Genomic DNA, 24,018 nt, shown 5'->3' with positions numbered 1-24,018 from the left:
TCCGGGGCGAGAGACGGGCCCAGCCGCGTTCCGCTCGTCCTGCTGTCGTCTATCCTGCTGTCGCTCGTCCTGTTGCCGCTCGCCGACCTGCTATCGCCTGTCCCGCTGTCGCCCGTCGTTCAGTTACCCGTCCAGCACCCCGTCGACCCGACGGAACCCAGCTACCACAGTCCCCTGTGGCTCGTGAGGACGAACTGCGGCGGCTCGTCGGGGTCGCCGTCGCCGAACAGCTCGGACAGGAACGCCAGCGAGTACGTGTGGCCGGCGATGTCGACCGCGTGTTCGGTCTCCGGTTCGCCGTCGAATCGCTCGGCGTACCGCTCGACCGTGTCGCGGTTCACCTGCAGGCCGTACTGCCGGCGGAGCAGCCGTTCGCAGGCCGTGGGCGACCGGTCGGCCGCGTGGAACCGACACAGGTCGACGATCGGTCTCGCGTAGTCACATCCCTCGTAGAACAGCGCGGAGAGGTCGCCCTGGTACGACCGACCGCAGTCCGTACACTCGTACTGCTGGACGTCGACGCCGACGTCCTCGATCCCCGCGGCCGTGACGAGTCGCGCGACCGTCTTCGGTTCGCGCTGGTACCCGTTCTTCCGGCGCTCGTCCGACCCGCAGCCGGGACACGGCCGGGGGTCGCCGGCGCGCTCCCCCGCGTAGGCCCGCACCTCCTCGTGGATCGCGTTGACGAACAGCGGCGAGACGGCCGGGTCCGGCGTCTTCTCGCCTGGCCCTCGCATACGTCGTCCCGACGGCCCGTCCCGGGAAAAGTATCACGTGATCTTTCGATCGGCGGGATCACGTTAACGTTCTACTCTAACGGTGCGGGAATTCACGTAATCGTTCGAGAATCTCCTTCCCATCGTATAAAAATGTTCAGAAGCAGTTTATCCGTCTCTCCGGTAGCGATCGGTGTATGAGCGCAGACGAACCTGACGGCGGTCAGGCGGTCACGGGCGAGGGAACGACCGACCAGCGCCGGCGCGGCGTGGGGAGTCGGGTCTCGCGGCGAGCGCTGCTCGCGACCGGAGCGACCGTCTCGGCGGCATCGCTCGTCGGCTGTCTCGGCGGCTCCAGCGCCGGATCGGCGGGGACGGCGACGAGTAGCGGACCCGAGCCACCGTGGACGACCGAGGAGCTGATCGACCACGTCGACGACGGAACGACGGTGACTATCTACGCCGGGTCGGGCGAGCAGCCGACCTGGAACAGCCTCGTCGAGGTGATCAACGACGAGTTCGACGCGGGGCTGGAAGCCGACGTCGTGTCGGCCGGCGGGTCGCAGATCTCCCAGCGGATCATCCAGGAGCGCCAGGCCGACGAGGACCAGGCCGACCTGGTCGCCAGCGCGACCGACATCAGGAACCAGATCTACGAGGAGGGCGAGTCGGTCGCCGAGCGCTACTACGAGTGGGACGTCGACGGGAACTTCTGGTTCAGCGAGGACCTGGAGGAGTACATGACCCTGCCGTGGGGCGCCTCGGCGTTCAACGGCGGCGCGTCGTCGGTCATGCCGATCAACGCGGATATCTTCGAGGAACGCGGCCTCGACGTCCCGACGAGTTACAACGACCTCTTCGACGACCAGTACGAGGGGATGGAGATGATCATCCCGACCGGTCCCGTCACCAGCCAGATCGGGTGGATCGTCGGGTACCACGCCGAACAGACCGACATGGACGACATGGAGTGGATGCGGGCGATCGTCGACCACTTCGACGTCACCGGCTACAACTCCCACTCAGATGGCGGGCGTGCCGTGGGCCAGGGGAAGGTCCCGATCATGTTCTACAACTTCCCGTGGACGATCGCCGAACTCGTCGAGGAGTTCCCGCTGGTGGGCAACTTCGTCGAGCCGGTGAAGTGGAACACCTTCGAGGGGCTGTTCTCGATCAACAGCGAGGCACCCCACCCGTGGGCGGCGCGGCTCGTCCTCAGCGCGATGCTCGAGGCGCCGGTCCAGCGGCGGATGATCGACGAGGTACCGAACGTGACGGCGGCGCGCACCGACCTGGACCTCTCCGACGTGGAGATGAGCGACTACGCGCGCGAGCGGCTCACGACCGAGACCACGCCGGTCGGCTTCTGGGAGGGGCAGGAGTACACCGAGATCGGTCAGCGAGCGGTCGAGGAAGCGATCGACTTCTGACCGCTGGAACACCGAGCGGCGGGGCCGGTCGCGCTCTCGCCTCGCCCTCGCCTTCCGCGCGCGAACCGACTCACCGAACCCGGACAGGACCAGACAATGACGACTCAGCCACAGTTGACCGTGACGGGGCTCGACAAGCGGTTCGGGTCCGAGTACGCCCACCGGAACGTCGACCTGACGGTCGACCGCGACGAGATCGTCGCGCTGCTCGGCCCCAGCGGGTGCGGCAAGACGACGCTCCTGCGGTGTATCGCGGGCGTCGAGGTACCCGACAGCGGCGAGATACGGATCGGCGGCGAGACGGTCCAGAGCGCGACCGTCTCCCGGCCGCCGGAGGACCGCGACCTCGGCATGGTGTTCCAGAACTACGCGATCTGGCCGCACAAGACCGTCTACGAGAACGTCGTGTTCCCGCTCAAGTACGCCGACAACCCCGTCCCGAAGGCGGACTACGAGGATCGGGTCGAGGAGATTCTCGACCTCGTGCAGATCCGCGAGCTGAAGGACGCGCCCGCGACCGACCTGAGCGGCGGCCAGCAACAGCGGACCTCGCTCGCGCGCTCGCTCGTCCACGACCCCGACCTCCTGCTGATGGACGAGCCGCTGAGCAACCTCGACCGGGAACTGCGCAAGGAGATGCGCGACGAACTCCAGCGGCTCCAGCACGAACTCGGCGTCAGCGTCCTCTACGTGACCCACGACCAGGAGGAGGCGTTCTATCTCGCCGACAGAGTCGTGCTGATGCGAGACGGCGAGACGGTCGAGCGGGGACGACCGGGCGAACTCCACCGGCGACCGTCGTCGCCGTTCACCCGCCGGTTCGTCGGCGTCCACAACCGGTTCGAGGGCACCGTCGACGTGGACGCCGCCGGGGACCGCGTCGTTCGGACGGACCTCGTCGACTTCCCGCTCGACAACGTCGACTACGTCTCCGACGGGGTCTCGACCGGCTCGGTCGCCTGCTTCCTCCGGCCGGCGGACGTCGAGATCGGGGGATTCGCCGGCCGCCCGGACGGGCGGCTCGAACTGACCGGGACCGTCGTCGCGGAAGGCATCCTCGGCGACGCCTACGAGATGACGGTCGCGTTCGACGGCGCGGGGACCGACCTGGTCGTCCACTCCGAGACCGTGCGCGACCGCGCCAGAGGCGACGAGATACGGCTCCACGTCCGGCCGGAGTCGATACAGGTGTACCCGATCACGGATGCGTGACGGCACGCACGGGGGGAGGCCGTGAGCGTCCGAACGAGGCTCGCCGAGACCGCGCGGACCGCCCGCGACTCCACGGTCAGCGTCGTCTCGGCGACGACGGGGACCGACGGGCTGACGAGGCGGGTCGTGCTCGGCGGGTTCGCCGTCGCGACCGTCCTCCTGACGCTGGTCCCGCTGGTCTTCCTGCTCTGGACGAGCCTCTGGGACGGCTACCCCGGGCAGTTCTCCGGGTCGTTCACCGTCGGGAACTTCCTCGCGGTGTACGTCGCCGACGCGTTCGACGTCACCGGGCTCGTGACGAACTCGCTGTTCGTCGCGGGCGGGACGACGCTCGTCTCGATGTCGGTCGGGCTCGGGTTCGCGTGGCTGCTCGTTCGGACGAACGTCCCGACGAAGGACGCGATGGAGCTCGTGCTGATCTCGCCGTACGCCGTCCCGGGGTACATCTACGCGATCATGTACATCACCACGTACGGGCCGGACCACGGGCTCGTGACCACCACGCTCGTCGGCGCGCTCGGTCTCGACGCGCCCCCGTTCGACATCTTCAGTCCGACCGGGATCGTCGTCGTCGCCGGCGTCGACGCCGTGACGTCGGTGTACCTGCTGACCGCGCCGGCGCTCCAGAACATGGACGCCTCCCTCGAAGAGGTCGCGCGGATCCACGGCGCGAACATCCGCCAGACCGTCCGATCGGTCACGTTCCCCGTGATCCTCCCGGCCGTCCTCACGGCGCTCATCATCCGGTTCCTGCTCGGGCTCGGCGAGTTCTCCGTCGTCGCGATCCTCGGCGCCCGCGAGCAGTACGAGGTGTACGCGACCGCTATCTGGAAGGCCGTCCGACTGCGAGCGCCGCCCGAATACGGGCAGGCCGCCGCGCTGTCGCTCAGCCTGCTGCTGCTCGCGGCCGTGCTGGTGTGGTACCACCGCAAGGTGACCAGCCGGAAGGAGGACTACATGACGGTGACCGGGCAGGGTTACCAGCCCCACACCTGGGACCTCGGGAAGTGGCGCTGGCCGGTCGCGGGCGCGCTCTGGGCGTTCATGTTCGTCGTCTGGGTGCTGCCGGTCGCCGTGATGGTCCTCGTGTCGGTCCACTCGGTCTGGTTCGGCCACTTCGACGCATCGAGCCTCACGCTCGCCCACTACGCCGAGGCGCTGGCGAACCCGCGCCTGCGGAGCGCGTTCGTCAACAGCGTCCTCGTCAGCCTCGCCGGGGCGACGATCGGGACGGTGCTCGTCGTCGGCCTGTCGTACTACACCGAGCGGACGACCTACCCGTTCCGGGGCGTCGTCGACTTCCTCTCGCTGTCGTCGGTCGCGATCCCCGGCGTGATCACTGGCGTCAGCGTCCTGTTCACCGCCCTGTGGGTCGGCAAGGTCCACCCGCTGGTCGACCTCTACGGGACGCTCTGGATCGTCGTCGTCGGCTGCGTCATCGCGTACATCCCGATGTCCTCGCGACTCGCCATCGGCAACATCGTCCAGATACACACGGAGCTGGAGGAGTCGGCCCGGATCGCCGGCGCCACCTGGGTCCAGCAGATGCGCGAGGTGTTCCTCCCCCTCTTCCGGAACACGTCGGCGATCATCTGGTTCTACCTCCTCATCCACATCTTCCAGCTGATCACCATCCCGCTGATGGTCTACTCGTCGGACACGATGGTGATCCCCGTCAAGGTGTTCAACGTCTACATGAACACCGCCAACGTCGAACTCGTCTCGGCCATCTCGACGCTGTTCGTCGGCATGACGTTCCTCGTCCTGCTCTCGCTGCGACTGTTCGGCGTCTCCTTCCACGACATGAACACCCGATAGACCACCACAGACCCAACCCATGACCATCGAACTGACCATCGCCTGCGGCGACCGAGACCTGAACCGCGCGCTCCTGACCGGCGAGGTGGAACCGGACGGGGTCGACGCGACGACGACCCCGGTCTATCCGTCGAACCGCCACCGTCGCTTCTTCGCCGACCGCGAGTTCGACGCCTGCGAGGTGTCGCTGGCGTCGTACCTCTCCTCGCGCGCCCGTCCCGACGAGTACCCGTTCACCGCGATCCCGGTCTTTCCGGCCAAGCGTTTCCGCCACTCGTTCTTCTACAAGCACGCCGACGCCGACGTGGACGGCCCCGCCGACCTCGCGGGGAAAGCGGTCGGCGTCTCCTCCTGGCAGACGACGGCCAACGTCTGGATGCGGGGGATCGCGGGGGACTTCTACGGGCTCGACCTCGAATCGGTGACGTGGTACCGCCGGAAGGGCGACGACGTGCCGATCGACGTCCCCGATCGGTTCGACATCCGTCCGGTGCCCGGGGAACACGGCGGGGACGCCGTCGCCGAACGCGAGGACCTCAAGCGGGCGTTGTTCGAGGGCGAGCTGGCGGCCGCGATGGACCCCGCGGGGTCGCTGTTCTGGGACGTCGCCGACTCGGAGCGGGCGGAGTTCGTCTTCGACGACCCGCTGGCCGCCGAGCGCGAGTACTTCGCCGAGACGGGCGTCCATCCGCCGATGCACGCCGTCGCCATCAGGGACGAGGTCCTCGACGACCATCCGTGGGTCGCGACCGAGATCTTCGACGCCTTCTGCGAGTCGCGCGACGCCTGCCTCGAACGGAACGGGAGTCCAAGCGCGAACGCCTCGCTCACGTGGGCGCACCTGCACCTCCTCGAACAGCGGCGGATCCTCGGCGAGGACGCCTGGGAGTACGGGCTCACCGACCGCAACCGACGCGGGCTTGTGAAGTTCGTCGAGTACGCCCACGACCAGGGGTTGATCCCCCGACCCTACGACGTCGAGGAACTGTTCGTCGACGGATTCGCGTGAGTCGCGGCGGGGTCGACGCGCTGGCCTGATTCGCGGCGGGGCCGACGCACTGACCGCCGTACGGTGTCCGACTCACTCGCCCGGACGCGCCGGCCGTCGCGGTCGTCTCTCCCATTGCGCTGGAATCCGGGGAAGGCATACCCCCGGTGCGGGCGAAATACCGACACATGACGGTCGAACTGTCGATCGCGCTCGGGGACAGAGACATCTACAAACCGCTGTTGACCGGCGACGTGGAACCGGAGGGGATCGACGCGACGGTGCTCTCCGAGTACCCACCGAAGCGCCACCGACGCATGTTCGAACACCTGGCGTTCGACGTCTGCGAGGTGTCGCTGGCGTCGTACCTCTCCTCGCGGGCCCATCCAGAGGAGTATCCGTTCACCGCGATCCCCGTCTTCCCGAACAAGCGCTTCCGACACTCGTTCTTCTACAAACACGCCGATGCGGACGTGGACGAACCCGCCGACCTCGAAGGGGAGAAGGTCGGTGTCCAGTCCTGGCAGACGACGGCCAACGTGTGGGTGCGCGGGATCGCCGCGGAGCACCACGGCCTCGACCTGGAGCGAGTCCGGTGGTATCGCCGCCGCGAGGACGACGTCCCCGTCGAACTCCCGGACCGGTTCGACATCCAGCCGGTCCCCGGTGCACAGGAGGGCGACGCGGTCGAGCAACCGAAGGACCTCCGGGAGATGCTCTTCGAGGGCGAGCTGGCGGCCGCGATGGACCCGGCTGGGTCGCTGTTCTGGGACGTGGCGGAGTCCGAGCGGGCGGAGTTCGTCTTCGACGACCCGCTGGCCGCGGAACGGGAGTATTTCCGGGAGACGGGCATCCACCCGCCGATGCACGCCATCGCTATCAGGGACGAGGTCCTCGACGACTACCCCTGGGTCGCAGCGAACGTCTTCGACGCGTTCTGCGAGGCCCGGGACCGCTGTCTGGAGCGCAACACCAGCCCGAGCGCGAAGGCCTCGCTCACGTGGGCGCACCTGCACCTCCTCGAACAGCGGCGGATCCTCGGCGAGGACGCCTGGGAGTACGGACTCACCGACCGCAACCGCCGCGGGCTCGCGAAGTTCGTCGAGTACGCGTACGACCAGGGATTGATCCCGCGGGAGTACGACCTCGCGGAACTGTTCACCGAGAGCACCGCGGAACTCACCGGATAGGACGCGTTTTCACGGTCGCTTCTCGTCCGCTGTCAGACGTCCGCTGTCGGACGTCCGCTGTCGGGCGTCAGCCGATCAGGGTGATCCAGCCGAGGGCATCCAAAACAGGTGGGAAGGACCGGGAACCGAGCTACGCGTAGTAATCCGTATCGAGGTGGTCGGTCGCGAACAGCTCCTCGATTTCGTACCGCTCCGCGGCGACGCCCTGCTCGTGGGCGTACTCGACGAGCGTCTCGAGCGTCCCGACGTTGTCGTCGGTGAGCCCGTGCTCCCAGGGGTCCTCGCCCAGTACCGCCCGCTGTTCGTCCGCGTAGACGTCGGCCCAGACGAGCGGCAGCTCGCGCGGGCGGTCCAGCGCCGTCAGCCCGATCGCCTTGGCCCGCTCGAAGGCGTCGTACAGCGGCTGGACGACCCAGGGGTGGTCGTCGAGGACCTCGTCTCTGAGGACGATCGCGTGCATGATCGGGAACACGGACGTCTCGCGGTAGTACGCCTGCTCGACGGCCTTCGCGTCGTCGAACAGGCGTTCGGCGTTCGCCACGCCCGAGTCGACCGGGTGGAAGATGGCGTCGATCTCGCCGCGTTCGATCAGGTCCTCGAGGAGGCCGATCGTCGACCCCTGGTGGTCGAGGTAGCGCACGTCGTAGGCGTCGGGCACGTCGACCTCGACGATCTCCGACCCGCCGGCGACCCACTCGACGGACGCCGTGTCGAGGTCGTACCGGTCCCGGAGGATCCCCCGTTGCCAGATCCCCGTCGTCGTCTGCCAGTTGACGATCCCCACGCGCTCGCCCGCCAGATCGGCGACGCTGTCGATCCCTGCACCCTCCCGGACGTACATGTACGCGTGTCTGAACTTGCGGAAGGGGAAGACCGGGATCGCGGTGAACGGGAACCGGTCCACGTTCCGGCGAGTGGCGAGATACGTCCCCATCGACAGCTCGCAGGCGTCGAACTCGCGGTCGCGGACCATCCGCGAGAACCGCACCGGATTGGGGTAGTTGACCGTCGAGAGGGCCGTGCCCTCGGGTTCGACGCGGCCGTCCCACAGGGGCTGGGTCCACGCGTAGTCGTGGCACGCGAGGCTGAGTTCGAGCGTCATCGAGTCACTCCTCGGTGACCTCGAAGGCCATGTGCAGGGCCGGGAGCGGCCGGACCGGGTGGTTGTCGAGGTACGACAGGTGGGGTCTGACGTCGAACTCGGGTTTCTCCTCCTGCATGTCGAAGAGGCTGGGGTAGATGTCGATGAAGTGGTAGCCCGGTTCGCCGGCGGCCCGGAGCTTCGCGCGGACGGTCCCCTGCTTGTCGTCGCCGGCGGTCCCGCAGACGTAGCCCAGCGGCGTGTTGTCGTAGACGAAGAACGGGGCGTTCTCGTAGATCGTCCAGCCGATGCCGGAGAGTTCGATCTCGATCTCCGTGCCGACCGGGCCCCTGACGGGCGCGAACGTCTCGATCGACGGCTGCATCATGAAGCCGGTCACCGCGACCTCGCGACCGTCGACGGCGGCGGTGATCGGACGGGTCGACCCCTCTTCGCGGGGGATGGCGATCTCGACCTGGAAGCTCCCGTCCTCGTCGGTGGTCACGGTCGGGAGCACGTCCGGTTTCGCCTCCGGCGTGATCGGGATCCCCTTGACCCGGTGGCCCTCGTGGCGGTACCAGATCAGGTCGACCTCGGTCTCGGGCGGGAAGTCGGTGCCGGTGAGGAAGGCGGTCGTGCCCGCCTGCCCCGAGGTCGGGGAGATATCGAGGGTGGCCTCGGTGTCCGCGTCGAGTTCTGGGTAGTGGACGCTCATCGGCTTCTCGTCCAGCAGCGGGTCGACCCAGGCGGTCCGCGGGTCGTCGTCGGGTTCGGTCACCTCGACGGTCCAGACCGACTGTCGACCGCCCGCGACGGGGCCGTACGGCGACTGCGTGTTGTTCTGGAGGTACGGGACGCCCTTGTAGTTGCGCCACACCTGGATCACGTGCTCGCCCGGCGGGCCGACCGCCCGGATCTCGGCGGTCGCGGTCCCGCGGTTCATCACGCCGGTCACGAACCCGACGTTGCCGTTGTCCCACGACACCTGGTAGTTGTTGGTGACGACGTTCGGACCGATCCCGTAGCCGGTGATCGTGAACGCCTCGCCCAGCGGGGCCTCGGTGCGGTCGATCTCGAACCACGGCGTGATCGAGAACTCCGCGCGCGCCACGACGTTCCCGTCGCCGTTCTGGACCTGGATCCGGTGTGCGCCGCCGTAGTCTTCGGGGACCGTCCACTCCTCGTCGAACGCCCCGGACTCGTCCGTTCGGACCGTCGCGATCGTGTCGGTGCGGGGCTGGTACTGCGGGCCGACGATCTCGTTGGCCTCCAGCACGCCCCAGCGCCCCTCGGTCGAGTTCCAGAGCAGGTCGTAGCTCTCGTCCGCGGGGAAGTTGCGGCCCTTGAGGGTGATCGTGTCGCCGACGTACCCCTCCTGGTCGCTGAGCACGAGCGTCCCGTCCGACTCGCTGCCGCGACGGTGGCGCTCTAACGTCTCCCGCAGGCTGCTGGACACTCCTGTCTTGTCGTCCATGTGCGACCGTTCGCGCCTCGATCCAATACGTCCACGCCGGATTACACGCTGGCGACGGATACGACAAGGTTTATGGGCGGTCTCGGCCGGTCGCGTCGACGAGAACGCGGTCGCTACCGGGTAGTCGCGACCGAAAACGGGGGGTGGTGGTCCTCAGCCGTCAGCCGAGGAACAGCGTCAGGCGCGGGTTGTCCCGAACGATCTCCAGTTCCTCGATCCGCTGGTCGAGTCCGAGGATCCGCCCGGCCCCGAACGCCCCGAGCCCGAACAGCAGGAAGATGTACACCATGTGGTAGTCGATGAGCAGCGCGTTGTCGAACGGGTAGCTGGCGAGCCAGTAGAACAGCATCATCGTGGCGCCCCAGAACGCGCTGAAGCGGACGAACAGCCCGAGGATCAGCGCGAGTCCGATCAGCGTCAGTCCGATCTGGTTCATCGGCGTCAGGAGCCAGGCCCAGTCGTTGCCCATCGTCGTCCACAGCCCGGTCAGCGGGTTGCCCTCGGGGATCGCGTACAGCAGGAACCCGCGGACGCTCCACTCCGGGTCGATCACCTTCGTGATCCCGGCGTAGAAGAACGTCCAGCCCATGATGACGCGCAGACCGAACAGCGCGTAGCCGATCCACGTCTCGGAGTACGTGAACTCCACGTCCCAGCCGAACACCTTGGATTCGAGCTCTCTGGTAGCCATCCGTACGGTTCTACCTCTCTGTACTGGCTCAATAAGCCGTCCCGAGATTCCCATCGGCTGGGATCGAGCCCGCTCGAGGAGGCGGGGTGAGCGAGACCCCCGTCAGTTGCCGAGAGCATCGCTGTTCTCGCCGACTGGGAACCGTATCGGCGTTTGAAGACGGTCGCCACGGTAGGTTCAGGTAACGACCGGAGTTAGATCGTCGAACGCCCGAACGCCCGAACGCACCGGCCCCGTTCCGACCGGGGTCAGCACCGCCTGCGCCCACAGCCACTGCACCCATGATACCAACCGCTCCGCTGGTGATGCTGATCGTCGCCGTGACGACCGCGACGCTCGTCTTCGGCAGCATCATCTCGTATCTCGCTCACCGGGCCGCAAGTCGCAGAGACTCGCGCTCGCTCCGACTGTTCAGCTACGGCTTCGGGACGATCACACTCGGACTGTTCCTGGGCGCGATCGCCGCGCTGGTGTTCGGACTGGACGCCGAAGGGACGTTACTCGTCCAGGGGCTGCTCGTGGCGCCGGGGTTCGTCCTGTTACTCGGATCCCTCTACGACGCGCCGCGGACGCTGAGCGCCTGAACCGAGGACGAGCGGAGCAGTCGGGACCGACACGGCCGGTGCCCGTGACCGTGGGTCCGGTCTCCGCCGGGTTCAGAGGTCGGCGGCGTCGAATCGGTAGTAGCCGACGACGAAGGGGACGACGAACCAGGCGGCGAGGACGACGATGCCCATCTCGGGCGACAGGTAGAACGGGTCGACGCCGGTCTGGCTCACCTCGACGCCGGCACCCGCCCCGGACGCGTCGCCGACGGCCGCGTCGCCGAGTTCCGGGACCAGTGCGACGACCGTCGAGAGGTACGCCGAGGACGGCGAGAGCTGTGTGAGGAAGTAGAACCAGTCGGGGAACGTCGACGGCATCGAGAACCCCTCGGCGACGTACAGGAACCCCATCGGGATCGTGTCCCAGAACAGTTCGAAGACGACGAAGAACCCGAGCGCCAGCGTCGTCGCGCGCGACGTCGACCCCGTCGTCGCCGAGAGCCCGACCACGATGGTGGCGTACACCGCCCCGAACACCAGCGTCACGAGCAGGAATACCAGCGCTCCGACGGCGTCGACCTCGCCGAGCAGGACGGTTCCGACCAGGAGGCCGACCGCGATGCCGACGCCGAGACCGAACGCCAGGACCGCCGCGCGCCCGGCGACCTTCCCGGCGAACACGCTGCCCCGGTTCGTCGGCAACGAGAGCAGCAGTTTGATGCTGCCGAGTTCCCGCTCCCCCGCGAGCGACTTGTAGCAGACCACGATCGCGGCCAGCGGGACGAACAGCCCGGTGAGTCCGACGGTGAAAAACAGCAGGCCCGTGAACGTGGCGCCGCCCGGCTCGCCGAACATCTCCGGGACTTCGACGTAGGCGTACGTCGAGAGCAGCGACAGCAGGACGAAGCCGACGACGAGCGCCCAGAGCGCCCGCGACTGGACGGCGTCACGGAAGTCCTTCTTCGCGACGATCAGCCACGTCATGCCGTCCCCTCCCGTTCCTCGGCGGTGTACCGGACGAACAGGTCCTCCAGCGAGGACTCGACGACCGAGAAGTCCTGCACGGGGACGACGGACTCGTCGATGGCGTGCAGGACAGCGAACTTCGACACGCCGTCGACGGAGACGCGGAGCCGTCCGTCGTGGACCGAGGCGGAACCGACCCCGTCGAGTCTCGAGACCGAATCGACCGTCCCGTCGTCGAGGTCGGTGACGTAGACGTACAGGATCTCGCCCGTCTCCGTCGCGTCACGGAGCCCGTCGATCGTGTCGACGGCGACGAGTTGGCCGCGGTCGATGATCGCGACGCGGTCGCAGACCGCCTCGACCTGCTCCATCACGTGACTGGAGAAGAACACCGTCGTCCCGCGGTCGTTCTCCTGACGGATGATGTCACGCATCTCTCGGGCGCCGTTGGGGTCCAGCCCGGTGGAGGGCTCGTCGAGGACGAGCAAGTCGGGGTCGCCGACGAGCGCCATCGCGAGGACGAGCCGCTGGCGCATCCCCTTCGAATACCCGCCGGCCTTCCGGTGGGCGGAGTCCGCGATCCCCACCCGGTCGAGCAGCGCCATCGGGTCCTCGGCGACGTCTTTCATCTCGATGGCGAACTCGACGTGCTGCCGGCCGGTGAGCCGGTCGTAGACGTGGTAGGCGTCGGGCAACACCCCAGTCCGTCTCCGGACGGCCTCGCCCTCGCTCTGTGCGTCGTGACCGAGGACGGTCACGGACCCCTCGGTCGGTCGAATGAAATCGAGCAGGATGTCGATCGTCGTCGACTTCCCGGCGCCGTTCGGTCCCAGAAACCCGAATATCTCCCCGTCCTCGACGGTCAGGTCGAGTCCGTCGACGGCGACGACCTCTCCGAACCGTTTCGTCAGACCGTCGATCTCAATCGCGGCCATTCAGGACCCTCCAGACCGTCCCGTCCTCGATATGTCTGTCGTCACGCATACGCTACAGAGAGGCTGCAGGCCGGGATAAGTATTGTTATTTTTCTTACACTTGACAGCGACGTAACTCAAATTTCCTTGAGCGATCGATGCCGAGTCGTTGCGGCCGTCGCCGGCGGTCGGGTCGGAGCGGACCGGACGGGCCGTTCACTGGTCCGGTGCTCGAAGCGGTGATACCCGGAGCGTCTCGTCGATCTCGAAGTCGAGCGACTCGTCGCCGAGGGAGAGCGTGCAGACGAGTTCGTCCGATCCGCCGGGACCGGCGTCGGTCACGAAGGCGTCCGTCGCGACGTATTCGAACAGTTCCCAGAGCGGGGTGTCCAGTACAGAGACGCCGTGTTCCCAGAAGCGGGCGAGAGCCGCCGGGTGGAACGCGACCGCGACTTCGACCGGCAGGTGGATCGTGAAGCCGCAGTTCGAGCACGAACAGCCGTGCGTGTACCGGGTCTGGCTCTCGACCTCGTGGGCCTCGACGGTCGTCTCGACGCGACCGTAACACTCCGGGCAGATGGCGCCACGGAGGTGCACGTACGAACTCCAGATCCGATAGCCGAAACTCTCGACTATCGCCGCCGGCGAGCGGTTCCGCGACTGACTTCGCGGGAAGCAGTCGTTGACGAGCGTCGTATCGCAGGCGCTGCACCGAACGAGGAACGACTCCTGTTCCAGCGTCGCGACCAGCGAGTCCGCTTCACAGAAGACGCAGACGCCGTCGACGGCGCGCTCGTCGAACGTCGCGGTGCTCTCGTAGACGCCCGAGAGGACGCTCCGGATCAGTTTCCGGCCGCTGTAGGTGAGCCGGTAGCCGTCGGACGTCTCGTCGACGAACTGGTCGACGAGCCGGTCGAGGTGATACGAGAACTGCGAGGAGCTCTCGACGGCCACCGCGTCGTGCAGTTCGGTGAAGGTGAGCGTGTGCCACTGTCGCCGGTGCTCCCGCTCCGCCTCGGACAGCGCGAACAGGATCTCGAGCCGCTGGGGGCTCCCGAGCGCCTCGATGCCCTCCACCACCGCTTCGGAGATCCGGTCGTTTCGATCTGCATCGATCATCTGCGTAGTGCCTCGGTGGGGCAGTGCCATGAAATTCACCTATTTCGACCCCGCCGAGCGCCCCAACAGTCATCACTGTCCAGGTTATCGTGTATAGTATGGCATATACTACCCAAAAGCGTGTCAGCGGCTCGTTCGACGACGTCGTCGATCAGACGGTCGCCGCGCTGGAAGACGAGGGCTTCGGCGTCCTCTGCGACATCGACGTGCAGGCGACGTTCGCGGAGAAGCTCGACAGAGAGTTCCGCCGGTATCGAATCCTCGGCGCGTGCAACCCCGAACTCGCCTTCCAGGGGCTCGAAGCGGAGATCGAACTGGGTGCGCTCCTCCCGTGCAACGTCGTCGTCTACGAGACCGACGACGGCGCGGTCACGGTGAGCGCGGTCGACCCGTCAGAGCTGGTCGGAATCGCCGACAACCCGGAGCTCGACGGGATCTCCGGCGACGTCTCCGAGCGGTTCGAGCGGGTTCTGAGCGAACTCTGAGCGACCTCTGAACGGCAGAAACCCGGCATCGATAGTTCCGGTCACTCGACCGGGTCCGGGGCCGGCGTTCCGGTCCCGAGGACGTCCCTGCGTGGCACGACGTCGATGGTCGTCTCCGACCCGATGCCGGAGCCGCCGTCGACCTGCTCGACGCGCAGGATCACGTCCTCCGGGCTCGCACAGCCGCAGTTGACGAACTCCTCCCACTCGTCGCCGACGGAGACCGGCCCGGCGTGGGCCCACCGGAGGTAGCGCCGATAGGTGTGTTCCGTCATGTTCTCCCGGAGCCACTCGCTGTCGGCGACCCACCAGTTGTCGTCCTCGTCGGGGTCGGTCTCCGGTGACCGAAACGAGACGACGACTCGGTCCGCCTGGTCCTCGACGGTCGACGGGTCGGTCAGGTTGCGCTCGCGCCTGTCCGTCGTTCCCATCAGTCGTCGGCCTCCGAGGGGACCGGAACTGCGGGCTGGGCCGAGTCGAGCGGGGCCGCCTCGAGCCACGTTTCGGCGTCGAGTGCGGCCATGCTCCCCGTGCCGGCGGCAGTGACCGCCTGCTGGTAGTCGGGGTCCATCACGTCACCGGCGGCGAAGACGCCGTCGACCGCCGTCTCCGTCGTCGCCCACGCGTCGCCTCCGCCGGCGGTCTGTACGTACCCGCTGTCGTCGAGTTCGACCGCGGTGTCCCGGAAGAACTCGGTGTTGGGCTCGTGTCCGATCGCGTAGAACACGCCGCCGACGTCGAGTTCGTCCATCGTGACGTCGCCGCCGGCCTCGTACGTCTCCGCCGGATGTCCGTCGGGATGCGAGACGACCGTCGCGCCGGTGACGCCCTCCTCGGTCGACCCGTGGATGGCCACGAGTTCCGTGTTCCAGGCGAACTCGATGTCGTCGTGTTCGCGTGCGCGCTCGGCCATGATCTCCGACGCACGGAGGTCCGCACGGCGGTGGAGGACGGTGACCGAATCGGCGAACTTCGCGAGGAAGAGCGCCTCCTCCATCGCGCTGTCGCCGCCGCCGACGACGAGCACGTCGTCGCCCCTGTGGAACGCGCCGTCGCAGGTCGCACACGTCGAGAGGCCGTAGCCCATCAGTTCGTCTTCGCCGTCCGCACCGACCCAGCGGGCGCTGGCGCCCGTCGCGACGACGAGCGCGCGAGTACGGAGCGTCTCGCCCGTCGAGAGCGAGAGTTCCATCGGCCGTCCGTCGAGGTCGGCCGCTTCGATGCTGCCATGGCGGAACTCGGCGCCGAACCGCTCGGCCTGGTCTCTCCCGCGCTGGATCAGCTCCATCCCGCCGACACCGTCGGGGAAGCCGAGGTAGTTCTCGACGTCGGTCGTGAGCGTCAGCTGGCCGCCCGGCTCGTCGCCCTCGAGGACGAGGGGGTCGAGGTCGGCGCGGGCGGCGTAGACGGCCGCCGAGAGGCCTGCGACGCCCGATCCGGCGACGACGAGGTCGTGCACGTCGCTCATCTATTCGGTGTACCGCTCGATCACCGAGCGCAACTGGTCTTCGCCCTGCACCCCGACCATCTCCTCGACCTGCTCACCGTCGGCGAACAGGACGAGCGTCGGGACGCCGCGGACGCCGTAGGTCCCGGCGAGGGGCTGGTTGGCGTCGACGTCTATCTTCGCGACGGCCGCGTCCGTCTCCTCGGCGAGGGTCTCGACGACCGGCTCGAGCATCCGGCAGGGGCCACACCAGTCGGCGTAGAAGTCCGCGAGGACGACGCCGCTCTCGGCGACGAGTTCGTCGAGTTCGTCACCGCCGTCGACGTGGACGGGCTCGGTCGGAGTCACTGCACTCGCGTCGGCTGCGGTATCTGCTGTCATCGTCAGTTCGTACGCGCCACCAGTAGTTAAGGGTTTTGGGTGTTTTGCACAATACTATTGACAGCGGTTGACCGGTGGCTCTGTCGGAGAGTCCAAAACGAGGGAGTGAACGGTTCGAACAGTCGCGCAGTCAGCCTTCGACGGACGGCGCCGCCGCGTCTTCGCGTTCGTACTTGTCCTCGAACTCCTGGATGAGCTGTCCCATCTTGGCGTACCACTCGTTGAGCATTCGCTGCATGTCGTCGGCGATCTGCGCGGGGTCAGTCGGTCTGTACACGTGGTAGTACCCGCCCTGGTCGTAGTTGACCTGCTCTTTCTGGATGAACCCGGCCTGGAGAAGTCGCTGGACGGCGCGATAGGCGGTCGATCGCTCGCGGTCGACGGCCTCGGCGAGTTCGTCGACTGTGAGCGGCTCGCCGGTCTCTACGAGCGCCCGGAAACACTCCTTGTCGAGTTCTTTCAGTCCGTGGAAACACTCGAGGAGTCCCTCACAGACCATGTCCTGCCTGAGTTGTTCAGACATCGAATCTGGCATCGGTATCGCAGGGACCTACGTAATTCGCGGGTATAAGACTTGTGTACGATCCGTACAATCGTATCCACGAGTCCGGCCGGAGCGGGAGTCCAGTTCGGTTGTCGGTCGACGAACGAGCGGATTCCGGGGAGGAGAGTCCGCGAGGGCTACGACACGGTCGTCAGGACGACAATCGATCCGTAGCCGAGGACGAACGCCACTCCGAACGACGCCAGCCACGCACCGACGGTCACGAGTATCTTTCTCGCGCTGATCGCGTCACTGCCACCGACGGCTGCGCCGCTCCCGATTATCGCGCTGACGACGATCTCGTTGAACGACACGGGGACGCCGAGCAGGACGGCGAGCTGGGCGATCAGGAACGACGGGACCAGTGCGGCGATCGACCGCCGCGGTCCGAGCGAGGAGTAGTCCCGCGCCAGCGACTTGATCATCCGCGGCGCGCCCGTCCACGAGCCGACGAGGATCCCGAGGCCGCCCCCGACGAGGACGGCGAACGACGTGACCAGCGTGTCGTCGAGGATCGGGAGGAGCGGCCCGACAGCGAGCCCGACCTGGCTGGCGCCCGCGGAGAACGCGACGAGTGAGCCGAGCGAGAGCAGCACTCGCCTGAGCCCGCCCGCCTCGTCGCGACGGATGTCCCACGAGACGACGACGCCGACGGTCACGGCCACGAACACCGTGATCGCCGCCAGTGCGACCGTGGTCTCCAGGCCCAGGAAGCGCCGGAGAGCCGTCGCGAGCGAGCCCGCAGACCCGCCCGGACCGAGGAAGCCGAACTCGACGTTCGCGAGGACCGCCGCGACGACGCCCGCCAGCAGCGCGATGCTGTACCGTTCCGGGACGTCCGGGCGGGGGAGGACGCTGGCGATGGCGTAGGCGATGCCGCCGCCGACGAACGGCGTCAGGACCCAGACGGTGCCGATCTCCAGGTACTTCGGCCAGACGGGCGAGCCGCCGAGCGCGAGTCCGACGCCGATCACCGAGCCGGTGACGGTGAACGCCGTCGCGATGGGGTACCCGGTCCTGATACCGATCGCCATGAGTCCGGCTCCGATCAGCAGGACGGTGATGACGCCCGTCACCGGCAGCGTCACGCCTCCGATCAGGCCGCGACCGACGGCCTCGGAGACGTTCGCGCCCTGCGTGACGGCGCCGGCGAGCCCGAGGACGCCGACGACGAGCGCGGCCCGCATCGTCGAGATGGCGTTGGCACCGACGGCGGGTGCGAACGGCGTCGCGCCGCTCGATCCCGCACCGATGACCCACGCCATGAACAGACTCGCCAGTCCGGCGATCAGAAACAGCGCGAGGAGTGAGAGTTCCATCAGTGAGCAGGTCGTGAACTGTCAGTCCGCGGCCGAGGTGGCGGCGTCCGTGTCTGCGGTGTGACTCCGCCAGTACCCCTGGAGGTACGCGCCGACGAACATCCCGGCGAGCGCCCAGAGGATCGCGACGTTTCCGGTGCCGAGGCTGGCGTAGGCGGCGCCGGGACAGATGCCCGACAGCCCCCAGCCGACGCCGAATATCGCGCCCCCGACCAGCACGTTCCGGTCGAAGGACTTCAGGCGGCGCTCGTAGGCGTCGCCGGTCAGCGGGGCGCGGTCGCGGACCCGCGGCATCACCGCGAAGGCGACCCCGGAGACGATTGCGGCACCGAACATGACGAACAGCAGGCCGAAGTCCTCGAACTGGAGGAAATCCAGCACGACCTCCGGGCGGGCCATCTGGCTGAAGCCGAGCCCGAATCCGAAGATCAGGCCGCCGACGAGTATCAGCGGCATAAACAGCGGGTGACGGTCCGCCATGTTACGGACTCACCCCCAGCGCGGACACTATCTGGGCCGTGCCGATGGCCACCGTCAGGAACGTGATCACACCGACGATGGACGTCTTCGAGGCCGATCCGACCCCGCAGACGCCGTGTCCCGACGTGCAGCCCTTTCCGATCCGGGTACCGATGCCGACGAGGATGCCCCCGACGAACAGCCGCCAGGGCTGGACGTCGGTCATCCAGAGGGTGACGCCGCCGACGTCGTAGAGCTGGCCGGTCGACCCGGCCTCGTAGAGCGAGGTCGTGATCACGCCGGACTGGACCGTCGCCGCGAACACCGCGGCACCCGCGATGATCCCGAGCGTGAAGACGACTCGCCAGTCACGGGAGGCGACGTATCGCTGGAATCGCGACTGGTCGGAGACGTACGACAGCGTCGACTCGAGGAAGGTGCTCGCCCCGGCGGCGATCCCAGTCCCGAGGTAGATCACGACGGCGCCGAGCCCGACGAGCAGACCACCGACGGCGTAGCGACTGACCCCGTTCGGGAACAGTTCGGCGGCCGCCTGTAGTGCGATCGGATCAGTCATCGTCGCGTTCAGTCACCCGCGAGCGAGCCCTGGCTCGCCGCGCAGTTGTTCGGGCCGAGTTCCAGGGTGAACGCCTCGTCGTCGTCGACGGCGTTCTGCCCGAGATTCGTCGCGATGATCTCCTCGTAGTTGGACGGACGGGGCGGCATATCGGACAGGACGACCTGCACGAAGTCGCCCGCCTGCATCGTGAGTGCGTCCATCTCGTCGACGAGGCCCCCGATCGAGGCGGTGTACGTGCCGTCCTCGGCCGGTTGCGCGGCGTCGCTGTAGTGGGCGCCGCCGACGAGCGTGTCGTCGGGGAGCGCGAGCACGCGCTCCTGGAGCGATTTGTAGAGCGTCTCCGCGGCGTCGGGTGCGCCCTCGTCGCCCTCCTCGAGATCGGGGCGAGCAACGCTCTCGACGAAGAGGCCGTCGCCGGTGGCGAGCAGGCTGTCGTCGACCAGGTAGGAGGTCATCCCGGTCGTGTGACCGGGCGTGTAGACGACCTCGATGGTCGCGTCGCCGACCTGGAACGTGTCGCCGTCTTCCGCAGTCGTCAGTTCGTCGGCGTAGGTGACGCCGCGGTCGACGGCGGCCGCGGGGATGACGCCCTCGACGCCCTCCTCGTCGAGGTCGCGGACGCCCGAGATGTGGTCGGCGTGGACGTGCGTGTCGAGCGCGTATTTCAGCTCGACGCCGAGGTCGGCAGCGTCCGACAGATAGCGGTCGGTGAACGCTCGAAGCGGGTCGATGATCGCGGCTTCGCCGTCGTCGTACAGCAGGTAGCCCAGACACCCCGAGGAAGGGCGCTGGTACTGGAGGAGGGTGCCGGCGCCGTCGTAGTCGGTGACCTCGACGGCCTCGTAGATGCTCGCCCAGCCGTTCATGCCGTCCTCGAGGTGGTGGACGTCGTAGCCGCGCTCGGCCAGGGAACCGGCGACGAACTCGCTGGCGCCGCCCTTCGCACAGAGGACCGTGACCTCGCGGTCGTCCGGGATCTGTTCCAGGACGGCGTCGTCGATCTCGTCCTCGAGGAACTGGAAGTACGGGACGTTGATCGATTCGACAGTCTCGCCGTCGATGTGCCACTCGTCGTACTCCGATTCCATGCGCGCGTCGAGGAGCGTGACGTCCTCGCCGTCGTCGATACGCCCCTTCAGCGTCTCCGGGTCGATGCTCTCGACGTCGACGTCGGGCGTCGGGAAGTCTTCGGCGTTCATTTCGTACTCCCAACTACCGGGTAGGTGCATAAAAGCGTTTGCATAGAAATCCACCAACCATACAATATTACTTCAGCAGATTCCGCTCGATTCGTCGCGCTTCGCGAGATCCTCGGTCCACAGGCTATCGACGGCGCCCTCAGTATAGCGGCTGTTTATACCACTCACAAGAATCAACAATCTTTTACCGACCGACATGGTATTGTGCGTTAGCTCCAATACAGAACATCGGAGCGGATCAACCATGAGTTCGGAATACGAAATTACGGAGACGCTGGACGTGAAAGGCGCATCGTGCCCCATGCCGGTCGTGAAAACCAAGTCGGCCATCGACGACCTCGCCGCTGGCGAGGTACTCGAGGTGCTGGCGACCGACTCCGGCAGCATGAGCGACATCGCCGGCTGGGCGGACGGCACCGCCGGTGTCGAACTGCTGAGTCAGGAGGAGGGCGACGGCGTGTACAGACACTACGTCCGCAAGACGGAGTGACCATGAGCACGGACACACCCGACGCGACGGCCGAGGAGACGCCCTCCCGCGCGGAACTCGCCGCACGCGTCGACGAACTCGAGGAGCAACTCGCCGCGGTGAGCGCCGACAGCGACGACGACGACGGCAAGAAGATGTCGATCATCGCGACGAAAGGCACCCTCGACATGGCCTACCCGCCGCTGATCCTCGCGAGCACAGCGGCCGCGTTCGGCTACGAGGTCACGGTGTTCCACACGTTCTGGGGACTGGACATCCTCCACGAGGAACGGTCGAGGGACCTCCAGCTCAGTTCCGTCGGCAACCCCAACATGCCCGTCCCGAACGTCGTCGGCGCGCTCCCCGGCATGGACCGCGTCACGACGAAACTGATGGAAAAACGGATCGACGACAACGAGACGGCCACCATCGAAGAACTCATCGAGACCAGCCTGGACATGGGCGTGGAGTTCCAGGCCTGCCAGATGACCATCGAGTTGATGGACTACGACGAAGCCGACTTCTACGACGGCGTCACCACCGGCGTCGGTGCCGCCACCGCCATCCAGGACATGGCCGACGCCGACATCCAGCTCCTCGTCTGATGGAACCGACCGATCGAAGCCCGACCGGCCGGATCGTCGGCCCCGACACCGAGCTCGCGGTCTGCTTCGAACACCAGGGGTCCGCGGTCGTCACCCGCGCGGACGGCGGCGTCGACGGCCAGTAATTTTCGGGACAAGTACGTCCCCAACCAATCGAGACCGACAGCGACGCGACTCGGATCCGGCCCCGAACGTCGCCGACGCCGACCCCGTCGACCGCGTCAGCGCACGCTGTGGTTCGTGGTTCGAGGGGGCGCGCCGCGTGTTTCAACAATCTTGGATGAATTAGACAATACGGGTTGGCGCGAGTGGTTACTGCCGGTGAGGGCCGCTGTGCTCGGCGGCGTCGGCCGATCGAGCCCGGCCGAGGGCGGCGGCGAGCGCGAGGAGGTAGCCGAGTCCGTACTGGACGTCCGGGTCCCGGACTGCACGGACGAGTCCGACGGGGCCGACCTGTTCGGGGTCCTCGCGCTCGGCCTCACCGACGCCCTCCAGCAGCGTCTCGATCCCGTCTCGCGCGTCGTCGTCGGCCGCGGTCTGTGCGAGCTCGCCCAGCGAGCCGCCGGTGGCGGCCAGCGACCGGACCATCTCGTCGTCGAGCGCGGCCGTGGCCAGCGACAGCACCTCGGCGAGTTCGACCAGTTCGTCGAGGGTACCGGTCCGCTGGAGTTCCACCAGCGATTCGAGGGCGTCCTGTAGCGCGGCGCCGTTGTCGCCGACCGCGCCGGCCAGTCCCACGGTCTCGTCGGTCGCGATCTCGTCGGCGGACTCGGCGAGCGTCGCGGTCGTGCCCGAGAGCTCCCGGACCATGTCGTCGGTCAGCGCGCTCTCGCCGAGCGCGAGCACGTCCAGCAGGTCGTTGACGCCGTCGAGCCGGCGGACGAACGCGGCGACCGCCTCCGGGTTCTCCTCGATGGCCGCCGCGAGCTCGCCGTCGGCGACGGTGGCTTCCCCGGACATCTCAGAGCAGCCCCCGCGCGGTCAGCCAGTAGGACTCGTTGTACGCCAGTTTCGACCAGTGGAGCTTCTCCGAGGGCGGCGCCGGCGACGGCGGATTTTCGTAGTCGAACTCGACGAACGACGCCGCGTCCATCCCCGTCTCGACGAAACACAGCGTCTTGCCGTCGTAGGTCGCCGTGGGCGGCCGCCCGCGAACCTCGCTGGCGAGTCGCTGCCCGACGACGCCCGCCTGGTAGTGGGCAACACTGCCGGCGTTGGGGACGCCCGTGTCGGCCGTGTCGCCGAGCGCGTAGACGTCCTCGGCGGCCTCGGCCTCCAGCGTATGTCTGTCGACGTCGACCCAGCCGTCGCCCAGCCCCGCCGCCTCGATCAGGTCCACCCCGCTGTGGGGCGGGATGTCCACGAGGAGGTCGTAGTCGAGTTCGGTCCCCTCCATCGAGGTGATCGTTCGCGCTTCGGGGTCGACCGCTTCGGTGTTGAAGAACGTCTCGACCTCGATGCCGCGTTCGTCCATGATCGGTCGGGCCCACTCGGCGATGTGGGGGTTGCCGTGAACGCGCTGGATGGGGTAGGTGTACACGATGTCCACGTCCTCTCGGAGCCCGCGCTCGCGGAACCAGCTGTCGGCCATGAACACGAACTCCAGGGGGGCGGCCGGACACATGTGCGGCGTCCCGACGACGCTCAACACGAGCGTCCCCTCGGTGAACGAGAGCAGTTCCTCCCGCAGCGCGGTGGCGCCCGACTCGCTGTAGAAGTCGTGCCCGCCCTCCGCGAGACCGGGGATCTCCTCCGGTGCCAGCGTCGACCCGGTCGCCAGCGTGAGGTAATCGTACCCCACCGACTGGGGCGACCCCTGGAGGCGGAGCCGCTTCGCGTCGGTGTCGATCTCCGTCACGCGGTCGATCCGCAGGTCGACCCGGTCGTCGACGAGGTCGGCGAGGGGCCGGCGGCCGTCCGCCGGTTCCCGCTGCCCGAAGGGCACGTACAGCCAGACCGGCTTGTACACGTGGTCCGGGTCGTCGTTGATCAGGCTGACCCGGACGTCACCGGCGTCGATCTCGGCGTCCAGCCGGTCGGCCAGGTCGTTCGCGAGCACGGTTCCCCCGGTCCCGCCGCCGACGACGACGATGTGCTCGGTCACGCTTTCTCCACGTAGAACTCGTTGTGGTCCTCGCCCTCTTCGACCGCGAGCAGGTCGTTGCCGGCCTCCGCGGCCCACTCGGGGACGTCGGTCAGCGACCGGTCGTTGTCGCTCACCAGCCGCACTACCGTCCCGGAATCGACGTCCCGCATCTTCCCGATGAGGTCCATGAGCGGACCGGGGCAGGCCGCGCCCCGCGCGTCGACGCTCTCGTCGTACTCGACGTCTGTGTCAGTCATCGTTGTGGGTGAACCTCGGCGCCGAGATGTATTAATATTGTAT

The 24,018-nt window shown here is 67.5% G+C and carries 28 protein-coding genes; 10 read left to right on the top strand and 18 right to left on the bottom strand.

What is annotated here, in order from left to right; genetic code table 11:
* Positions 1–161: 161 nt before the first annotated feature.
* The gene (locus D1409_RS18465; protein WP_123538471.1) at positions 162–737 is read right to left on the bottom strand and encodes a hypothetical protein; all 576 of its coding nucleotides are present in this window, start codon (positions 735–737) and stop codon (positions 162–164) included.
* Between the two features lie 176 nt (positions 738–913).
* Here D1409_RS18465 and D1409_RS18460 point away from each other — a divergent pair, with 176 nt between their 5' ends.
* The 5 genes from D1409_RS18460 to D1409_RS18440 all read left to right on the top strand — a co-directional run bounded on the left by D1409_RS18460 (position 914) and on the right by D1409_RS18440 (position 7,354).
* The gene (locus D1409_RS18460) at positions 914–2,146 is read left to right on the top strand and encodes a transporter (RefSeq protein WP_123538470.1); all 1,233 of its coding nucleotides are present in this window, start codon (positions 914–916) and stop codon (positions 2,144–2,146) included.
* 96 nt (positions 2,147–2,242) lie between these two features.
* The gene (locus tag D1409_RS18455; RefSeq protein ID WP_123538469.1) at positions 2,243–3,358 is read left to right on the top strand and encodes an ABC transporter ATP-binding protein; all 1,116 of its coding nucleotides are present in this window, start codon (positions 2,243–2,245) and stop codon (positions 3,356–3,358) included.
* 21 nt (positions 3,359–3,379) lie between these two features.
* The gene (locus D1409_RS18450) at positions 3,380–5,176 is read left to right on the top strand and encodes an ABC transporter permease (RefSeq protein WP_206425119.1); all 1,797 of its coding nucleotides are present in this window, start codon (positions 3,380–3,382) and stop codon (positions 5,174–5,176) included.
* Between the two features lie 19 nt (positions 5,177–5,195).
* On the top strand, positions 5,196–6,185 hold the full coding sequence (locus D1409_RS18445) for a substrate-binding domain-containing protein (RefSeq protein WP_123538468.1): 990 nt from the start codon (positions 5,196–5,198) through the stop codon (positions 6,183–6,185).
* Between the two features lie 167 nt (positions 6,186–6,352).
* Positions 6,353–7,354 (top strand): substrate-binding domain-containing protein, encoded by a 1,002-nt coding sequence (locus D1409_RS18440; RefSeq protein WP_123538467.1) that lies wholly within the window; start codon positions 6,353–6,355, stop codon positions 7,352–7,354.
* 130 nt (positions 7,355–7,484) lie between these two features.
* Here D1409_RS18440 and D1409_RS18435 read toward each other — a convergent pair whose 3' ends face one another.
* The 3 genes from D1409_RS18435 to D1409_RS18425 all read right to left on the bottom strand — a co-directional run bounded on the left by D1409_RS18435 (position 7,485) and on the right by D1409_RS18425 (position 10,600).
* Positions 7,485–8,456, bottom strand: a complete 972-nt coding sequence (locus D1409_RS18435; protein WP_123538466.1) for a substrate-binding domain-containing protein — start codon at positions 8,454–8,456, stop codon at positions 7,485–7,487.
* A 4-nt stretch (positions 8,457–8,460) separates the two neighbouring features.
* Positions 8,461–9,909: a hypothetical protein gene (locus tag D1409_RS18430; protein ID WP_123538465.1), complete on the bottom strand. Its 1,449-nt coding sequence runs from the start codon at positions 9,907–9,909 to the stop codon at positions 8,461–8,463.
* A gap of 160 nt (positions 9,910–10,069) precedes the next feature.
* On the bottom strand, positions 10,070–10,600 hold the full coding sequence (locus D1409_RS18425) for a DoxX family membrane protein (RefSeq protein WP_123538464.1): 531 nt from the start codon (positions 10,598–10,600) through the stop codon (positions 10,070–10,072).
* Positions 10,601–10,881: 281 nt separating this feature from the next.
* Here D1409_RS18425 and D1409_RS18420 point away from each other — a divergent pair, with 281 nt between their 5' ends.
* Entirely contained in the window at positions 10,882–11,184 is a 303-nt protein-coding gene (locus D1409_RS18420; protein ID WP_164471772.1) for a DUF7521 family protein, read from the top strand.
* 72 nt (positions 11,185–11,256) lie between these two features.
* On the opposite strand, the gene D1409_RS18415 is transcribed toward D1409_RS18420, so the two are convergent.
* The 3 genes from D1409_RS18415 to D1409_RS18405 form a co-directional block, all read right to left on the bottom strand.
* Positions 11,257–12,129 (bottom strand): ABC transporter permease subunit, encoded by an 873-nt coding sequence (locus tag D1409_RS18415; RefSeq protein WP_123538462.1) that lies wholly within the window; start codon positions 12,127–12,129, stop codon positions 11,257–11,259.
* Positions 12,126–13,046, bottom strand: a complete 921-nt coding sequence (locus D1409_RS18410; RefSeq protein ID WP_123538461.1) for an ABC transporter ATP-binding protein — start codon at positions 13,044–13,046, stop codon at positions 12,126–12,128. The genes D1409_RS18415 and D1409_RS18410 overlap by 4 nt, the downstream gene beginning before the upstream one ends.
* 195 nt (positions 13,047–13,241) lie before the next feature.
* Positions 13,242–14,144: a winged helix-turn-helix domain-containing protein gene (locus D1409_RS18405; RefSeq protein WP_123538460.1), complete on the bottom strand. Its 903-nt coding sequence runs from the start codon at positions 14,142–14,144 to the stop codon at positions 13,242–13,244.
* Between the two features lie 98 nt (positions 14,145–14,242).
* Here D1409_RS18405 and D1409_RS18400 point away from each other — a divergent pair, with 98 nt between their 5' ends.
* Complete coding sequence (locus D1409_RS18400) at positions 14,243–14,629, top strand: DUF302 domain-containing protein (protein WP_123538459.1); 387 nt, start codon at positions 14,243–14,245, stop codon at positions 14,627–14,629.
* A 41-nt stretch (positions 14,630–14,670) separates the two neighbouring features.
* Here the strand turns inward: D1409_RS18400 and D1409_RS18395 are convergent, their stop codons facing one another.
* The 8 genes from D1409_RS18395 to D1409_RS18360 form a co-directional block, all read right to left on the bottom strand.
* Positions 14,671–15,060 (bottom strand): hypothetical protein, encoded by a 390-nt coding sequence (locus tag D1409_RS18395; RefSeq protein ID WP_123538458.1) that lies wholly within the window; start codon positions 15,058–15,060, stop codon positions 14,671–14,673.
* Positions 15,060–16,097, bottom strand: a complete 1,038-nt coding sequence (locus D1409_RS18390) for an NAD(P)/FAD-dependent oxidoreductase (RefSeq protein WP_123538457.1) — start codon at positions 16,095–16,097, stop codon at positions 15,060–15,062. Before D1409_RS18390 ends, D1409_RS18395 begins: the two co-directional genes overlap by 1 nt.
* Positions 16,098–16,457 carry a thioredoxin gene (trxA, locus tag D1409_RS18385; RefSeq protein WP_123538456.1) on the bottom strand — a complete coding sequence of 120 codons (360 nt, stop codon included), beginning with the start codon at positions 16,455–16,457 and terminating at the stop codon, positions 16,098–16,100.
* 130 nt (positions 16,458–16,587) lie between these two features.
* Positions 16,588–16,992, bottom strand: a complete 405-nt coding sequence (locus D1409_RS18380; RefSeq protein WP_123538455.1) for a helix-turn-helix domain-containing protein — start codon at positions 16,990–16,992, stop codon at positions 16,588–16,590.
* Positions 16,993–17,138: 146 nt separating this feature from the next.
* The gene (locus tag D1409_RS18375; protein WP_123538454.1) at positions 17,139–18,320 is read right to left on the bottom strand and encodes an inorganic phosphate transporter; all 1,182 of its coding nucleotides are present in this window, start codon (positions 18,318–18,320) and stop codon (positions 17,139–17,141) included.
* Between the two features lie 21 nt (positions 18,321–18,341).
* Complete coding sequence (locus D1409_RS18370; protein ID WP_123538453.1) at positions 18,342–18,800, bottom strand: YeeE/YedE family protein; 459 nt, start codon at positions 18,798–18,800, stop codon at positions 18,342–18,344.
* A 1-nt stretch (position 18,801) separates the two neighbouring features.
* The gene (locus tag D1409_RS18365) at positions 18,802–19,356 is read right to left on the bottom strand and encodes a YeeE/YedE family protein (protein ID WP_123538452.1); all 555 of its coding nucleotides are present in this window, start codon (positions 19,354–19,356) and stop codon (positions 18,802–18,804) included.
* An 8-nt stretch (positions 19,357–19,364) separates the two neighbouring features.
* Positions 19,365–20,558 carry an MBL fold metallo-hydrolase gene (locus tag D1409_RS18360; protein WP_123538451.1) on the bottom strand — a complete coding sequence of 398 codons (1,194 nt, stop codon included), beginning with the start codon at positions 20,556–20,558 and terminating at the stop codon, positions 19,365–19,367.
* A 244-nt stretch (positions 20,559–20,802) separates the two neighbouring features.
* On the opposite strand from D1409_RS18360, the gene D1409_RS18355 reads away from it, so the two are divergent.
* Genes D1409_RS18355 through D1409_RS25610 form a run of 3 tightly spaced genes read left to right on the top strand, consistent with a single transcriptional unit; the run spans position 20,803 to position 21,757 of the window.
* A complete protein-coding gene (locus tag D1409_RS18355; protein WP_123538450.1) occupies positions 20,803–21,048 on the top strand; it encodes a sulfurtransferase TusA family protein in 246 nt (81 codons plus the stop codon).
* Between the two features lie 2 nt (positions 21,049–21,050).
* Positions 21,051–21,632 carry a DsrE/DsrF/DrsH-like family protein gene (locus D1409_RS18350; RefSeq protein ID WP_123538449.1) on the top strand — a complete coding sequence of 194 codons (582 nt, stop codon included), beginning with the start codon at positions 21,051–21,053 and terminating at the stop codon, positions 21,630–21,632.
* Positions 21,632–21,757 (top strand): hypothetical protein, encoded by a 126-nt coding sequence (locus D1409_RS25610; RefSeq protein ID WP_268895831.1) that lies wholly within the window; start codon positions 21,632–21,634, stop codon positions 21,755–21,757. Before D1409_RS18350 ends, D1409_RS25610 begins: the two co-directional genes overlap by 1 nt.
* Positions 21,758–21,944: 187 nt before the next feature.
* On the opposite strand, the gene D1409_RS18345 is transcribed toward D1409_RS25610, so the two are convergent.
* Genes D1409_RS18345 through D1409_RS18335 form a run of 3 tightly spaced genes read right to left on the bottom strand, consistent with a single transcriptional unit; the run spans position 21,945 to position 23,975 of the window.
* A complete protein-coding gene (locus tag D1409_RS18345; RefSeq protein ID WP_123538448.1) occupies positions 21,945–22,592 on the bottom strand; it encodes a DUF1641 domain-containing protein in 648 nt (215 codons plus the stop codon).
* A 1-nt stretch (position 22,593) separates the two neighbouring features.
* Positions 22,594–23,736, bottom strand: coding sequence for an NAD(P)/FAD-dependent oxidoreductase (locus D1409_RS18340; RefSeq protein WP_123538447.1), 1,143 nt, complete (start codon positions 23,734–23,736; stop codon positions 22,594–22,596).
* The gene (locus tag D1409_RS18335) at positions 23,733–23,975 is read right to left on the bottom strand and encodes a sulfurtransferase TusA family protein (protein WP_123538446.1); all 243 of its coding nucleotides are present in this window, start codon (positions 23,973–23,975) and stop codon (positions 23,733–23,735) included. The genes D1409_RS18340 and D1409_RS18335 overlap by 4 nt, the downstream gene beginning before the upstream one ends.
* Positions 23,976–24,018 lie beyond the last annotated feature (43 nt).

This window comes from Halosimplex salinum, assembly GCF_003730195.1.
GTDB classification, from domain to species: domain Archaea; phylum Halobacteriota; class Halobacteria; order Halobacteriales; family Haloarculaceae; genus Halosimplex; species Halosimplex salinum.
The sequence above is the reverse complement of the archived record's forward strand: the minus strand, read 5'-3'. Positions and strand labels throughout refer to the sequence as shown.

Excerpts from the sequence above, each read along its gene's own strand:
- D1409_RS18350 (WP_123538449.1), top strand. The coding sequence starts at position 21,051 with ATGAGCACGGACACACCCGACGCGACGGCCGAGGAGACGCCCTCCCGC.
- D1409_RS18440 (WP_123538467.1), top strand. The coding sequence starts at position 6,353 with ATGACGGTCGAACTGTCGATCGCGCTCGGGGACAGAGACATCTACAAA.
- D1409_RS18400 (WP_123538459.1), top strand. The coding sequence starts at position 14,243 with ATGGCATATACTACCCAAAAGCGTGTCAGCGGCTCGTTCGACGACGTC.
- D1409_RS18415 (WP_123538462.1), bottom strand. The coding sequence starts at position 12,129 with ATGACGTGGCTGATCGTCGCGAAGAAGGACTTCCGTGACGCCGTCCAG.
- D1409_RS18435 (WP_123538466.1), bottom strand. The coding sequence starts at position 8,456 with ATGACGCTCGAACTCAGCCTCGCGTGCCACGACTACGCGTGGACCCAG.
- D1409_RS18460 (WP_123538470.1), top strand. The coding sequence starts at position 914 with ATGAGCGCAGACGAACCTGACGGCGGTCAGGCGGTCACGGGCGAGGGA.
- D1409_RS18345 (WP_123538448.1), bottom strand. The coding sequence starts at position 22,592 with ATGTCCGGGGAAGCCACCGTCGCCGACGGCGAGCTCGCGGCGGCCATC.
- D1409_RS18410 (WP_123538461.1), bottom strand. The coding sequence starts at position 13,046 with ATGGCCGCGATTGAGATCGACGGTCTGACGAAACGGTTCGGAGAGGTC.
- D1409_RS18395 (WP_123538458.1), bottom strand. The coding sequence starts at position 15,060 with ATGGGAACGACGGACAGGCGCGAGCGCAACCTGACCGACCCGTCGACC.
- D1409_RS18465 (WP_123538471.1), bottom strand. The coding sequence starts at position 737 with ATGCGAGGGCCAGGCGAGAAGACGCCGGACCCGGCCGTCTCGCCGCTG.
- D1409_RS18425 (WP_123538464.1), bottom strand. The coding sequence starts at position 10,600 with ATGGCTACCAGAGAGCTCGAATCCAAGGTGTTCGGCTGGGACGTGGAG.
- D1409_RS18360 (WP_123538451.1), bottom strand. The coding sequence starts at position 20,558 with ATGAACGCCGAAGACTTCCCGACGCCCGACGTCGACGTCGAGAGCATC.
- trxA (WP_123538456.1), bottom strand. The coding sequence starts at position 16,457 with ATGACAGCAGATACCGCAGCCGACGCGAGTGCAGTGACTCCGACCGAG.
- D1409_RS18455 (WP_123538469.1), top strand. The coding sequence starts at position 2,243 with ATGACGACTCAGCCACAGTTGACCGTGACGGGGCTCGACAAGCGGTTC.
- D1409_RS18375 (WP_123538454.1), bottom strand. The coding sequence starts at position 18,320 with ATGGAACTCTCACTCCTCGCGCTGTTTCTGATCGCCGGACTGGCGAGT.
- D1409_RS18370 (WP_123538453.1), bottom strand. The coding sequence starts at position 18,800 with ATGGCGGACCGTCACCCGCTGTTTATGCCGCTGATACTCGTCGGCGGC.
- D1409_RS18390 (WP_123538457.1), bottom strand. The coding sequence starts at position 16,097 with ATGAGCGACGTGCACGACCTCGTCGTCGCCGGATCGGGCGTCGCAGGC.
- D1409_RS18380 (WP_123538455.1), bottom strand. The coding sequence starts at position 16,992 with ATGCCAGATTCGATGTCTGAACAACTCAGGCAGGACATGGTCTGTGAG.
- D1409_RS25610 (WP_268895831.1), top strand. The coding sequence starts at position 21,632 with ATGGAACCGACCGATCGAAGCCCGACCGGCCGGATCGTCGGCCCCGAC.
- D1409_RS18405 (WP_123538460.1), bottom strand. The coding sequence starts at position 14,144 with ATGATCGATGCAGATCGAAACGACCGGATCTCCGAAGCGGTGGTGGAG.
- D1409_RS18445 (WP_123538468.1), top strand. The coding sequence starts at position 5,196 with ATGACCATCGAACTGACCATCGCCTGCGGCGACCGAGACCTGAACCGC.
- D1409_RS18365 (WP_123538452.1), bottom strand. The coding sequence starts at position 19,356 with ATGACTGATCCGATCGCACTACAGGCGGCCGCCGAACTGTTCCCGAAC.
- D1409_RS18430 (WP_123538465.1), bottom strand. The coding sequence starts at position 9,909 with ATGGACGACAAGACAGGAGTGTCCAGCAGCCTGCGGGAGACGTTAGAG.
- D1409_RS18420 (WP_164471772.1), top strand. The coding sequence starts at position 10,882 with ATGATACCAACCGCTCCGCTGGTGATGCTGATCGTCGCCGTGACGACC.
- D1409_RS18355 (WP_123538450.1), top strand. The coding sequence starts at position 20,803 with ATGAGTTCGGAATACGAAATTACGGAGACGCTGGACGTGAAAGGCGCA.
- D1409_RS18335 (WP_123538446.1), bottom strand. The coding sequence starts at position 23,975 with ATGACTGACACAGACGTCGAGTACGACGAGAGCGTCGACGCGCGGGGC.